General features: G+C 55.8%; 9 protein-coding genes. 8 read left to right on the forward strand and 1 reads right to left on the reverse strand.

From position 1 onward, the window contains the following. Positions 1-11: 11 nt before the first annotated feature. From glpK to arfA, 7 genes are all read left to right on the forward strand, one after another. Positions 12-1502, forward strand: coding sequence for a glycerol kinase GlpK (gene glpK / locus ACFPPD_RS16140; RefSeq protein ID WP_209748426.1), 1491 nt, complete (start codon positions 12-14; stop codon positions 1500-1502). Between the two features lie 500 nt (positions 1503-2002). Beyond that, positions 2003-3706 carry a glycerol-3-phosphate dehydrogenase/oxidase gene (locus ACFPPD_RS16145; RefSeq protein WP_209748429.1) on the forward strand — a complete coding sequence of 568 codons (1704 nt, stop codon included), beginning with the start codon at positions 2003-2005 and terminating at the stop codon, positions 3704-3706. Positions 3707-3886: 180 nt separating this feature from the next. After that, positions 3887-4921, forward strand: a complete 1035-nt coding sequence (locus tag ACFPPD_RS16150; protein WP_209748431.1) for a LacI family DNA-binding transcriptional regulator — start codon at positions 3887-3889, stop codon at positions 4919-4921. A 254-nt stretch (positions 4922-5175) separates the two neighbouring features. Then, complete coding sequence (locus ACFPPD_RS16155) at positions 5176-6525, forward strand: ABC transporter substrate-binding protein (protein WP_209748434.1); 1350 nt, start codon at positions 5176-5178, stop codon at positions 6523-6525. A gap of 87 nt (positions 6526-6612) precedes the next feature. Continuing rightward, positions 6613-7524, forward strand: a complete 912-nt coding sequence (locus ACFPPD_RS16160; protein ID WP_209748436.1) for a carbohydrate ABC transporter permease — start codon at positions 6613-6615, stop codon at positions 7522-7524. A gap of 12 nt (positions 7525-7536) precedes the next feature. Then, a complete protein-coding gene (locus ACFPPD_RS16165; RefSeq protein ID WP_209748438.1) occupies positions 7537-8361 on the forward strand; it encodes a carbohydrate ABC transporter permease in 825 nt (274 codons plus the stop codon). 219 nt (positions 8362-8580) lie between these two features. After that, positions 8581-10104, forward strand: a complete 1524-nt coding sequence (arfA, locus tag ACFPPD_RS16170; RefSeq protein WP_378082634.1) for an arabinosylfuranosidase ArfA — start codon at positions 8581-8583, stop codon at positions 10102-10104. A 69-nt stretch (positions 10105-10173) separates the two neighbouring features. Here arfA and ACFPPD_RS16175 read toward each other — a convergent pair whose 3' ends face one another. Then, the gene (locus ACFPPD_RS16175) at positions 10174-11736 is read right to left on the reverse strand and encodes a glutamate synthase-related protein (RefSeq protein WP_209748442.1); all 1563 of its coding nucleotides are present in this window, start codon (positions 11734-11736) and stop codon (positions 10174-10176) included. A 233-nt stretch (positions 11737-11969) separates the two neighbouring features. On the opposite strand from ACFPPD_RS16175, the gene ACFPPD_RS16180 reads away from it, so the two are divergent. Beyond that, complete coding sequence (locus tag ACFPPD_RS16180; RefSeq protein WP_378082635.1) at positions 11970-12824, forward strand: sugar phosphate isomerase/epimerase family protein; 855 nt, start codon at positions 11970-11972, stop codon at positions 12822-12824. The last annotated feature ends 551 nt before the right edge of the window (positions 12825-13375 follow it).

A 13375-nucleotide genomic window follows, 5' to 3' on the forward strand; every position in this document is an offset into this window, starting at 1 on the left:
GGCATTCGCCGATGGAACGGTATATTCTTTCTTTGGATCAAGGCACGACGAGCACGCGGGCGTTGCTCGTGAACGCGCAAGGCAACATCGCGGCGATGGCGCAGCGGGAGATCGTTTTAAGTTATCCGCATCCCGGCTGGGTGGAAGGGGACGCGGAGCAAATCTGGCGATCGGCCGTCGACGTCGTCGAACGGGTGCTCGCGGAGCCGAACGTCGGCGCGGACCGGATCGCGGGCATCGGCATTACGAACCAGCGGGAAACGGCGGTCGTCTGGGACCGTTCAACGGGAGCGCCGGTCTATCCCGCGATCATCTGGCAATCCCGGCAGACCGCGGACATCTGCGAGCGGTTGAAGAGGGATGGGCACGAGGAAACCGTCAGAAGCAAGACCGGGCTGCGGATCGACCCGTATTTCTCCGGTACGAAGATCGCCTGGATCTTGGAACAGGTGCCGGGCTCCCGGGAGAAGGCGGAGCGGGGCGAGCTGCTGTTCGGTACGATCGACAGCTGGCTCATCTGGAAGCTGACGGCCGGCCGCGTCCACGTGACGGACGTATCGAACGCTTCGCGCACGCTGTTGTATAACATCTACGAGAAGCGTTGGGACGACGACTTGCTGGCGATGATGGGCGTGCCAAAGGGGATGCTTCCGGAGGTGCGTTCTTCATCGGAGGTGTTTGGGGAGACCGACGCCGCCTTGTTCGGTCGGGCGATTCCGATCGCCGGAGTCGCGGGAGACCAGCAAGCGGCCTTGTTCGGGCAAGGCTGCTACGAGCAAGGCAGCGTCAAGAACACGTACGGAACCGGTTGTTTCATGCTCATGAACACGGGCTCGAAAGCGATCGCGTCCGATTCGGGATTGTTGACGACGATCGCGTGGGAGGTCGGGGGCGAACTGGTGTACGCGCTCGAAGGAAGCGTGTTCGTGGCGGGCGCGGCGATCCAGTGGCTCAGGGACGGGCTCGGCTTCATCGCGGACGCGGCCGATAGCGAACGGCTCGCCGAGTCGGTCGAGTCGGCGGAAGGCGTGTACGTCGTGCCGGCGTTCGTCGGCTTGGGTACGCCGCACTGGAACAGCGACGTTCGCGGATCGGTGTTCGGCATCACCCGCGGAACGACGAAAGCGCACCTCGTGCGGGCGACTTTGGAATCGCTCGCGTACCAGACGAAGGACGTACTGAAGGCGATGGAGCGCGACGCCGGCATGAAGCTGTCGAGATTGGCGGTGGACGGCGGCGCGGTCAAGAACGGCTTCTTGATGCAGTTTCAGTGCGACATGCTCGGCGTTCCGGTCGAGAAGCCGGTCGTGAACGAATCGACGGCGCTCGGCGCCGCCTTCTTGGCGGGCCTCGCGATCGGGTATTGGGATAGCAAGGAACAGATTCGCGCTTTGCGGCAAGTGGAGCGGGAGTACTCGCCGCGAATGGATGAGGCAGAACGGCAGAAGCTCTACGCGGGCTGGAGCCGGGCGGTTAAAGCGGCGATTGCTTTCGCGGAATAACGGTGATATGATCGACTTATAAGTTAATATCGGTTGGAGTTCAAGGAGAAACCACGATGATGGTTTCCGGGGCGTTTGCCCCCGGAAGCGGTTATTGTGGTTTTTTCTTGTTTTCGGCGCCATGTGGCGGGAGACTCGCTGTTACTCGAAAAAATCGACTAACTCGCGCTCAATGGGGCCTCGTGGGCGGCAATTACTCGAAAAAATCGACTAACTCGCGCTTAAAGGGGCTCCGTGGACGGGAGTTACTCGAAAAAATCGACTAACTCGCGCTCAATGGGGCTTCGTGGGTGGCAGTTACTCGAAAAAATCGACTAACTCGCGCTTAATGGGGCTCCGCAGACGGCAGTTACTCGAAAAATTCGATTAACTCGCGCTTAAAGGGACTCCGCGGACGGCAGTTACTTGAAAAAATCGACTAATTTGCTTTCGGAGGCTACGCAACCCGAGGAAAATCCCAAAAATAGGCAAGCCTAGAACCAACATGAGGAGAGATAAATATGACTAACCCCTACACGAACCGACAAACAGATAGCGGAACGTTCTCGTTCGACTCCCGGCAACAAATACTGCAAGACATGAGCGCGCGCGAGGTCGACTTGCTCGTCATCGGCGGCGGCATTACCGGCGCGGGCATCGCCCTCGATGCGGCCAGTCGCGGGCTTCGCGTCGCTCTCGTCGAGATGCAGGACTTCGCGGCGGGTACTTCGAGCCGTTCGACGAAGCTCGTGCACGGCGGGCTACGTTACCTGAAGCAGTTCGAGATCGGCGTCGTCGCCGAGGTCGGCAAGGAGCGCGCCATCGTCTACGAGAACGGGCCTCACGTCACGACGCCGGAATGGATGCTGCTTCCGCTTTACGCGGGCGGCACGTTCGGCAAGTTCTCGACGTCGATCGGCCTTCGCGTCTACGACTTCCTGGCGGGCGTTAAGAAAGGCGAACGCCGCTCCATGCTGAGCGCGCGGGAGACAAGCAAAAGGGAGCCGCTTCTGAAGAAAGACGGCATGAAGGGCGGCGGCTATTACGTCGAGTATCGGACCGACGACGCCCGCCTTACGATCGAAGTGATGAAGAAAGCGCGGGAATACGGCGCCCTCGCGGTCAATTACGCGCGTGTGGATTCGTTGACATACGACGCAAACGGGCATTTAACCGGTGCGAATATCAGAGACGTCCTCAGCGGCGCGACTTACGAAGTCTCCGCGGCCAAAGTCGTTAACGCGACGGGGCCGTGGGTCGACGAACTTCGTCAGCTCGACGGCTCCAAGTCCGGGAAGACGCTGCGCCTGACGAAAGGCGTCCATCTCGTATTCGACCAGTCTCGATTCCCGCTTAGGCAAGCCGTCTACTTCGATACGCCGGACGGACGGATGGTGTTCGCGATCCCGCGGGCCGGCAAAGCGTATTTCGGCACGACGGACACGAATTACAAAGGCGAGATCGACCGTCCCGTCGCGACGAAAGAAGACCGAGCTTATTTGCTGGAAGCGGCGAACTTCATGTTCCCGGACCTCAGGTTGATGTCGGCGGACATCGAGTCGAGCTGGGCCGGCTTGAGGCCGCTCATCCATCAAGAGGGCAAGGATCCGTCGGAAATTTCCCGCCGCGACGAGATTTTCCATTCGCCGTCCGGCCTGATCTCCATCGCGGGCGGCAAGCTGACGGGTTATCGGAAAATGGCGGAGACGGTCGTCGACGACGTCGTGAAGCTGCTCGCCGAGGGAGGCTCGAAAGCCGGAGCAACCGCAGGCATAAGCCTCACGAAGGAAATGCGCATTTCAGGCGGCGACGTCGGAGGCTCGGCGAATTATGAACGTTACGTCGAAGAGCGCAAAGCCGCTGGCGTGAGCCAAGGCTTCCCGGCCCCCGACGCCGAGGCGATAGCCCGATTCTACGGCTCGAACGCGGATGCCGTCTTCTCGATCGCGTCCGACGACAACGACCTGGCGTGGGCGGAGCGTCACGACTTGACGCTGCGGATCGCGGCGGAGCTCCGGTACGCGATGGACGGGGAGATGGCCGCGAAGCCGCAAGATTTCCTCGTTCGCCGCACCGGATGGATGTTCTTCGATATGGCGTCCGTCAAGAAATGGAGCGGGAAAATCGTAGCCGCCATGGCGGAACAAGCGGGCTGGACGGAAAAGCAAGCCGCCGCGTACGCCGAGGAAATCGACCGTCTCGCGCTGGACGCTGTAGAGGCTTAACGCCTGGGTCGATCGCGCGTAATCCTGAGCGGTGCAAGCAGAAGACCAAGACGGACATCGTCTTGGTCTTCTGCTTGCTTTTCGCGACATAGAAATAGCTCTTGACGACACCCAGAAAGCGCTTTATTATTTTATTAAATCGATTTAATAAATTAGAGATGTCTAAATGAGGATAAAGCCATGGAGAGAGAACACATTACTCTGAAAGATATCGCCAAGGTCGCGGGAGTGTCGACGGCAACGGCTTCCCTTGCGCTTGCGGGGGATCCACGGGTGAACATCAAGACGAAGCGGAACGTAGAGGAGGTGGCAAGGAGACTTAAATACGTGCCGAATGAAATCGGTCGCAGTCTGCGGGCAAAGAAGGCGGAGACGATCGCGCTGATCTTTCCGAACACGCCGCATAATGCGTTCACCCATCCCTATTTCGTGCAGTTGCTTGAAGGAATTACGGAAATTCTCGTTCAGAATGGGTTTCACCTGCTTCTCTCGACTTCGCCGACGGAGACGGACGAAGCGGCATCCTATGATTTGATCCTGAAGAACCGCAGGGCGGATGGCATTATTCTATGGCCGGCTTCGATTAAGGACAGCAATATCCTTCGCATCGTAGAGTCCGGATATCCGGTCGTTTATCTTGGGCGCTGGCATCACGACGATGTGTTGACCGTGGAGCGGGACGACTTCGGCGGCGCGTACCTGGCAACGGAACATCTGCTCAAGGCGGGAAGGAAACGTATTTTGCACGTGACGGGTCCCCAGAGTTTCCAAGTCAGTATCGATCGTCTGGAGGGCTACAAGCGGGCATTGCAAGATTATAAGGTACTGTTCGAGCCGCAGTTGGTCGTGGAAGCCGATTATACGATGGAATCCGGCTATGAAGCGATTACGAGAGCGGAACAAGCCGCAATCTCTTACGATTCCGTATTCGCGGGAAATGACAGAATGGCGATCGGCGCCATGAAAGCGCTGCAGACGTTAGGACGTTCGATTCCCGGCGACGTGGCCGTCGTCGGCTACGATAACATCGAGATGGCTACGATGACCCACCCTACGCTGACGACGATCGAACAGCCGATGGACGTGATCGGAAGAATCGCGGCGGAGAAGCTGATCCATAAGCTGACCAACAAAGGGACGGCCGAAGGGATCGAAGACAAGCAATCGGTCGTGCCGGCAAAGCTCGTTATTCGGGAATCCTGCGGGGGAAAATGACGGCAACATTTTTTATTGAAAATTTAAATCGATTTAAAATTTCATTATTTCGGGGGGTGGTGTAGTTCCGCTGACAAGCGGGTGATCTTGAAGGATCAGAAAGTATAAGTTTCGATTTCTTTATACTCATCTGATCCCTACGCAAAGCTGCTCCGACGTCCGTAGGACGCCGAAGGCGTTTTTGCTTGAAAGGCCAGTAAAATGAAGTCTCCATGCAAGCTCGCTTCAACCATTTACTCGGGGGAGGATCAACAATGATCAACCATTCTCGTCAGAAGGCGTTAAGAATGATGCTTTCCGCGTGTTTGACCGTTATCCTGCTAGTCATGGCTGCTTGCGGCAACAACAACAATTCGAACGAACCATCGCCCGACAAGAGCGCAAGCTCAAGTTCAAGCGCGAGTCCAAGCCAGAGCGAAGCTCCTAAAGAGAAAGTAACGCTTACGTTCTGGAACGGATTCACGGGTCCGGACGGAGAGTTGTTAAAAACGATCGTAGACGACTATAACAAGGCGAACAGCGGCAAGGCCGAGATAAAGATGGACATCATGCCTTGGGATCAGATGAACCAGAAGCTTCCTCCGTCCATCGCGACCGATACGGCTCCCAGCTTCGTCGCCTTTATCGGCGGTTGGGCGACTCCTTATATCAAGAACGGCTCATTCCAAGATTTAAGCGGCTTCTTCGAAGCGACCGGCACAGACAAATCGCAATTCACGAACGGTTCGCTCGATCTTGCTGCCGTGGATGGCAAACCCTATTTGCTGCCGATGCAAATGAATGGCCTGTACCTGTACTGGAACAAGGCCTTGTTCCAAGCGGCGGGACTCGATCCGGAGAAGCCGCCGGCATCGCTGGAGGAGCTTGGACAATTCGCGGTTAAGCTGACGGATGCTTCGAAAAATCAATTCGGCTTCGGGATGCCGGTGTCCGGCGCGCCGAACTACTTCACTTCGTTCATAATCGGCAACGGCGGCGACGTGGTCGATCTAACGAACAAAAAGTCGGTGCTCAACTCTCCGGAGAACGTGGCAACGTTCAAATGGATCCAAGACCTTGTCGCGAACAAGAAGGTTAGCCCTAAAGGGGCCGGCGGCGGAGATCTCGACAAATTGATGCAAAGCGGACAGCTCGCGATGGCGATCAACGGACCGTGGCTGGCTCCGGGACTTACGGGCAGCGGCATCGACTTCGGCGTAGCCATTCCTCCGAAAGGCACGGCTAAGGCTTATACGGAGCTTGGGGGCATCGGCTTCGCGGTTCCGAAAGGCACGTCCGACGAAGAAAAAGCGGCAGTATACGACTTCATAAAGTTCTGGAATACGACGGAAATCGGCAAGAAGTGGTCGCTTGCCAATGGATTCCCTCCATATTTGAAGTCAGTTGCAGAAGATCCGGAGGTGAAAGGCAACGCGCTCGTATCCGCAATGGCGAACATGGGCGATGCGGCTGCTCCGTTCCTTCCGGGTCTGCTCGGCACGGACCGGATTAACAATAACGTCCTCTTCAAAGCGATCGAAGCGGTGCAGAACGGGCAAAGCGTGGAAGACGTGCTCAAGAAAGCATCCGACGACATCGATGAAATTCTGAAAGCCGAACAATAACGCTACACTCCGGTCGAGTCCGCCGTCCGCCGTTCATAGGCCGGCGGCGGACCCGGACGGAAGCCGCGAAGGAAGGTGCTTGATCGAATGAAGTCGTTAGCGGCTTTGCGGAGGTTGGCGAACAAACCCGAAGGCGCAGCTTATTTATTTATCGCGCCGGCGTTAACCCTCATCTTCGCGTTTACTCTGATTCCCCTTGCGGCTACGCTCGGAATCAGCCTGCTGCGCATGGATATTTTCATGAACGGCGCCAGCTTCATAGGCTTGGAACATTATTCGCACTTGCTCAAAGACGACAAGTTCTGGAACGCTTTTTGGAACACGGCTTATTTCGCGGTATTCGAAGTGCCGCTGCAGATTGCGATCTCGCTCTTGGCAGCGGTGCTCGTGTCGCGCGCGACGTCCTTTAGCAAATTTATGCGTTCCGCTTTGTTCTTGCCCTCGGTCTGCTCGCTTACGGCTATCGGCATTATGTGGTCGTTCCTGCTTGATCCGCAGTCCGGCTTGTATACGCAATATTTAACCCAGATCGGCTTGCCTAGATTCGAGTTTCTGCGGGATCCCGACCTTGCGATGCCATCGCTCATCCTCATGACGGTATGGCGCAGCTTCGGTTATACGCTCATCATTCTCGTCGCCGGCATTCAGAACATTCCCGAATCGTATTACGAAGCGGCTCAGCTCGACGGCGCGAGCCGGTTCCGGCAATTTTTCTCCATTACGATTCCCATGATTATCCCGGCGCTCAGCTTCTGCGTGATCACGTCGATCATCGCGGCGCTTCAAGTATTCGATCAGATTTTCGTTACGACGCAAGGCGGTCCGCTGGATAGCACGGAAACGATGGTTACTTACATTTACAGCACGGGATTCAAGACGGCTCCGTTTGATCTCGGTTATTCGTCCGCCATATCCGTCGCCCTTCTGGCCGTCATCATGGTCGTGACCCTGTCGATGAACCGTTATTTCTTAAGCAAAGAGTCCTCGGACGCGCATTAGGGGGAACGATCGATGAAAAAACCGTTATGGGTTCGGCTATTGGGATACGCGGTCGCTTTATCGCTGCTTGTCGCCATTCTGCATCCTTTTCTATGGATCATCGTCTCTACGTTCAAATACGAGAAAGAACTGATCCGATTCCCGCCCGCCTTCTTCGGCGACGAATACACTTTCTCCCAATATGCCGAAGTGTGGAACCGGATCCCGCTTCTCGATTTCTTCAAGAACACCGTTATTTTCGCCGGAGGCGTCATGGTTTGTTCCGTTTTCTTCGATTCCATGGCGGGTTATGCTTTCGCGAGAATTCGATTCAAGGGCAGCAAGTGGCTGTTTACGCTCGTGCTCATTACGATGATGGTTCCTTTTCAGGTGCTCATGATTCCGTTATTCGTGGAAGTATTCAAGCTGGGCATTCTCGATACTTATTGGGGCCTTATTCTCCCTCGCGCGGCGAGCGCATTCGGCATTTTCATGATGCGTTCGTTTTTCGTATCGCTGCCCAAGGACTTGGAGGAATCGGGCCGGGTAGACGGAGTGAATGAATTCCGGATTTACTGGAGCATTATGCTGCCTTTATGCCGCTCGGCAATGATTTCACTTGGCATTTTCCTGCTGATGAACAATTGGAACGATTTGATTTACCCGCTTATGCTGACTAGCTCGACAGACATGAGAACACTGTCCGCCGGACTTGCGATGTTCGTTGGACAGAGGACGATCGAATACGGAGCGACGCTAGCCGCCGCTGCAATCTCGCTCGCGCCGCTTGTCCTAGTCTATATCGCGGCTCAACGTTATTTCGTGCAAGGCGTTGCGACTTCAGGCTTGAAGGGCTAGCTCGCAATGTTGTTCAAAAAGTCCAATTTTGATCACGAAGCTTGCTCAGGGAGCGTATTCGGCATCGAATCTTGAATTCAGCCGGGCCTTCCGGTACTCATGTAGGTTTAGCCTACACTCCGTTCCTCAGTCCCTAAGCTTCATCCAACCTTCTCGGTGCTGAAAACCGGACTTTTTGAACTTCATATTAAAATGAATCACAATCCGACTTGAGGTGGCATGACGATGAAGAGCGCGTCTCTTACGGTAAGCAAAGACTATAAAATCGGAAAAATCAGCGATCGGATGTTCGGCTCTTTCGTCGAGCATATGGGGAGCGTCGTGTATAACGGCATTTACGAGCCGGGTCATCCGACGGCGGACGAGAACGGATTCCGTCAGGATGTCATGGATCTGGTTAAGGAATTGCAGCTCTCCGTCGTGCGTTATCCGGGAGGCAATTTCACTTCAGGCTATAACTGGGAGGACGGAATCGGGCCGAAGGAGGCCAGGCCTTCCCGGATCGATCCCGCTTGGCGGCAGATCGAACCGAATACGTTCGGATTGAACGAATTCATGCAATGGACTCGCCAGGTCGGAGCGGAAGCGATCATGACGGTGAATCTCGGCACGAGAGGCATCGAGCAGGCGAAGGATATTCTCGAATATTGCAACTTCGCCGGCGGCACGATGTGGAGCGACCTGCGTAAATCTCACGGAATCCTGGAGCCTTACCGAATCAAGACATGGTGCCTCGGTAATGAACTCGACGGCGAATGGCAGATCGCCCGGAAAACGGCGGCCCAATACGGCCAGCTTGCGCTGGAAACGGCCAAGGTGATGAAGTGGGTCGATCCGGATATCGAGCTGGTCGCCGTCGGCAGCTCCGCGCGTCATATGTCCACGTTCCCGGAATGGGATAGAACCGTGCTCGAGTATACCTACGACCATGCGGATATGTTGTCTCTGCACCATTACATCGGGAAACGCGAGAACGATACCGCGAGCTACCTGGCTATGCCGATGGAGATGGAACGGCAGATCGAGGAGGTGATCGCGGCTTGCGATTACGTCCGCGGGGTGAAGCGGTCTAACAAAGTGATGCAGCTGTCGTTCGACGAATGGAACGTCTGGCGGGAGCCGGACGTGGCATACACGCCATGGCAGATCGGCTGTCCTTACGATTGGGTGAAATTCCATATGGAGGACGCGCTCGTGTTCGGATCCGCCATGTTGACGCTGCTTCGCCATGCGGACCGGATTCAGATCGCCTGCCAATCGCTGCTTGTCAATACGATCCCGATGATCCTGACGGAGAAAGGCGGCAAGGCTTGGCGCAATCCTACCTTCTATCCTTTCCTTCACGCATCCCGGTATGGCAGGGGCGTGGTGCTGCGCAGTCTCGTCTCTAGCCCTAAATACGATACGGCTAAATACTCGGACGTACCGATCATCGATCCCGTAACGGTGTATAACGAGGAAACGGGCGAACTGACAGTCTTCGTCGTGAATCGGGGAGACGAGCCCGTAAAGCTCGAATTCGATTTTCGCGATTTCGGAGGCGCTCTTGCCTTCGCCCAGCACATCGTGTTGAAGCATGAACGATTGAACGCGGTCAATACTTCCGACAATCCATTCGAAATCGCGCCGCAAGCGGGTTCGGGCGCTACGATCGACGGAGGAAGGGCGGAAGCCTGGGTAGATCCGTATTCTTGGAACGTTTGGCGCTTTCGAGCGGATCCCAATACTGCAAGGGGATGCTGACCGCGATAGGCTAAAGGAACGACAGAAGACCAAGGCGGAAGAGCCTTGGTCTTCTGCTTGCTTTTTCGATTAAGGCGCCGGGAACAAATCCGCGACGCGGACGCTGCGCCCGCTCTCGTCCGTGAACGCGACGTGCTCGCGGCGGAATTGGCGCGGACTGTCCAACCCGCAAGCGGCGGCCAACGAGAACAATCCTTCGCGCAGCTGCAGAATATAGTTCATGACCCGCCACTGCTTCTCTTCGACCGCCAGCGCCTCTTGGTATTTGGCGTCCGTCGTCGTAATGCCGGTCGGACATTTGCCGGTGTGGCACTGCATGGCCATGATGCAGCCGTTGGCCATCATGAAGCCGCGGGCGGAATTGACGCAGTCCGCCCCCAGCGCGAGGGCGATCGCGACCTTGTCGGGCGTAATGAGCTTGCCCGACGCGAAGATTTTGAACTTCTCGCGCACGCCGAATGTTCTCGCCAGATCGTCGAGAATGAGCAGCGCGGGATAGAGGGGGAGGCCCATGCCGTCCGCCATCGCCTTGAACGTGGCGCCGGAGCCGCCTTCGGAACCGTCCACCGTGATGAAGTCGGGATAGAGGTCGAGGTCGATCATCGCTTGGAACAACGGCTCGAGCCGCTGCGGATCGCCTACGACGATTTTGAAACCGACCGGCTTGCCTCCTTCTTCCTGCAGCGTGCCCACGAAGCGGAGCGCCTCCTCCGGGCTCGTCAAGAACTCGAAACGATTCGGAGAGTTGACCGTCTTGCCGACGGGTACGAGGCGGGCGGCGGCGACCTTCTCCGTCACTTTGGAGCCTTCCAAGTGACCTCCGCGGATTTTGGCCCCTTGGTGGAACTTCAATTCGAAAGCCTTGATATTAGGGTGCTCTGCTTTGCCTTTGAACGCCTCGATGGAAAAGCGCCCCGTATCGTCCCGGAAGCCGAACAGGCCCGGGCCGATCTGCGAGACAACGTCGGCTCCCGTTGCCAGATGGACGTCGGCGACGCCGCCTTCCCCCGTATTGATCCAAGAACCGCCCGCCATCGCGGCCCCGTTGCCGGTCGATTGGATATAGTTTTCGCCGACCGCTCCGAACGAAGTCGCCGAAGCGCCGAACAGGCCTTTGAGCGTCCATGGGTGTCTGCGGTTCTCGCCGATGACGATGGCGTCGTCGTCCCGAAGCAGCCAGCGCTTCACTTGCTCGTCCACGATTTTCTCTTTTCGCGTGAATAAACCTTCGTCCGTAATGACGTATTTTTTGCCCGGGGCGAGGGTCTCATTGTCGATTCTGAGCTCGCTTGTCAGCTTCGGGAATAGAGCGTTAGACAAGTAATAGCCGGGTTTCTCGTAATCGCGCCTCCCGCCGAACGAGATCAAGTCCGTCCGGTATTTGGCCGCGTACACGAGACCGACGAAATCGGCTCTGGAGAACGGCTTTCCTTCCGTGTCGTTGTCGAACCAATATTGGCGGAATTCCGGTCCGAGCTTCTCGAGCAAATAACGGATCCACCCCAAGAACGGATGGGAGCGGATGATGGAGTGCTTCGGTTTCTTGGACAAGACGTACATGTATCCGAAGAAGACGAGCAGCGGGACGACGAGGGTGACGACGAGGATAGCGAGCAGAACGATGGCGACCAATGTGCCAGACCTCCCGAAGAAACATTGAAAATAATGGATTCTTATGAGAACAGTATACACGTATTCCGGCCATGACCCAATTTTGCCGAATCGTCTTGTGCTTGTTTTCCGGAAATGGATAGCAGAATCCCGGTAGTTTTGAACACGATTGTTACTTCCGGCGCGCGTAGGCGAACGTTATCGTTAGAAAGAATGCGATTTCGGCAACCGAAACGGCGGAGGGATGGCTCGTAATGGCGGATCAAAGATTGGACGTTCAAATGTCTTGGTGGGCGATGGATAACTTGTCCCATTCCGGGGGAGAACGGCTAACCGTCGAGCGGAAAGTAAGGATGATCGCGGAAAGCGGATTCGACGGCATTAACGGATTTATTCCCAAGCCGGAGGAAGCGGACGAATGGTTCGATTTGTTGGAGCGTTACGGGCTTTCTTTCAGCTTGAACGCTTATCCATCCTCAATGCAGGATCTGGCGGATTTCCTGAAAAGGGCGGCAACTTTGAGGAGAGCGGACTTCATCAACTTGCAGGTGATGAAGCCGTTCGCGATCGGCGAAGAAGCGGTGAAGCTGCTGGGAGGTCTCGATGCGTTGGCGCGCGAAGCGGGCATTCCCGCGTTCATCGAGACGCACCGGGGAACGGTCACCCAGGATCTCATCCGGACGGCGGAATTCGTCGAGGCGTTGCCCGACTTGCGGCTAACGATCGATTATTCCCACTACGTCGTCGCGGGGGAACTGCATACAGTATCGCCGGAAGCCGAGGCTTGGCTCGGAAAATTGTTGCCGCGGACGCACAGCATTCACGCGCGGGTCTCCAACGGGGAGCAAGTGCAAGTCGATTGCGGCGAAAAAGGCGAGCACCCGATGCTGGCGCATTTCGTCCGGTGGTGGCGGGAAGGCATGCGCCACTGGCGCGCCGATCCAGGGAACGAGGGGAAAACGTTCCCCGTCGTCATCGAGCTGGGGCCTCCGCCATACGCGATCACGTCCGACGAGCTGGGGGCGCGCACGCAAGAGCTCGGCGACCGCTGGCGCCAGTCGTTGTATTTGATGAAGTTGGTGCGGGAATTGTGGGACGAGGCAGGTTGAGGTTGTATAACTGTCTTGAGAAAATATAGTTTTAGACTGGAGTTCTTGATAATACGGGATTTATGAAATGAATTGCCATCAGCTCTCTAAAATAAAAATTAGACTGACCATGAATATGAAACAGCGGCAGACTAGGACTCGAAAATAGAGTCTTAGACTGCCGCTGTTGTATTCAACTAACGTTTTCAGTTAGCGTAACGCCATATATCTACGGATGTTCTCTTGTGGCTGCATATTCTTCAAGTAAAACATTTCCATATAATCACCTGTTGCAAGCCTGATATACGGCTCAACGCTCTTGTCGGATGGTGCGAAGAAGGTTGCAGAAACGAGTTCTTTTGTGTACCTGTTTTTGATTTGGTATTCCTTTTTCAGATATACAACAACCCTTATAGGGAAGTTATATTCTGTTCGCAACCACTTGGCAAATTCAAGACAAGCTCGTTTAACTTCGGAATGAACGCCTACATCTGTTCTAATTCTCAAGCCTTTCCTTGAATAGTGCATAATCTCCCTCATTCAAAACGCGTTGTCGTTATTCTATCGTTCTG

The sequence above is a fragment of the Cohnella suwonensis genome, assembly GCF_042655365.1.
In the GTDB taxonomy this organism is placed as follows: domain Bacteria; phylum Bacillota; class Bacilli; order Paenibacillales; family Paenibacillaceae; genus Cohnella; species Cohnella suwonensis.

What these genes read in the sequence shown, in the direction of transcription:
- ACFPPD_RS16145 (WP_209748429.1), top strand. Translation starts at nt 2,003, where the DNA reads ATGACTAACCCCTACACGAACCGACAAACAGATAGCGGAACGTTCTCG.
- glpK (WP_209748426.1), top strand. Translation starts at nt 12, where the DNA reads ATGGAACGGTATATTCTTTCTTTGGATCAAGGCACGACGAGCACGCGG.
- ACFPPD_RS16155 (WP_209748434.1), top strand. Translation starts at nt 5,176, where the DNA reads ATGATCAACCATTCTCGTCAGAAGGCGTTAAGAATGATGCTTTCCGCG.
- ACFPPD_RS16180 (WP_378082635.1), top strand. Translation starts at nt 11,970, where the DNA reads ATGGCGGATCAAAGATTGGACGTTCAAATGTCTTGGTGGGCGATGGAT.
- ACFPPD_RS16160 (WP_209748436.1), top strand. Translation starts at nt 6,613, where the DNA reads ATGAAGTCGTTAGCGGCTTTGCGGAGGTTGGCGAACAAACCCGAAGGC.
- ACFPPD_RS16165 (WP_209748438.1), top strand. Translation starts at nt 7,537, where the DNA reads ATGAAAAAACCGTTATGGGTTCGGCTATTGGGATACGCGGTCGCTTTA.
- ACFPPD_RS16150 (WP_209748431.1), top strand. Translation starts at nt 3,887, where the DNA reads ATGGAGAGAGAACACATTACTCTGAAAGATATCGCCAAGGTCGCGGGA.
- arfA (WP_378082634.1), top strand. Translation starts at nt 8,581, where the DNA reads ATGACGATGAAGAGCGCGTCTCTTACGGTAAGCAAAGACTATAAAATC.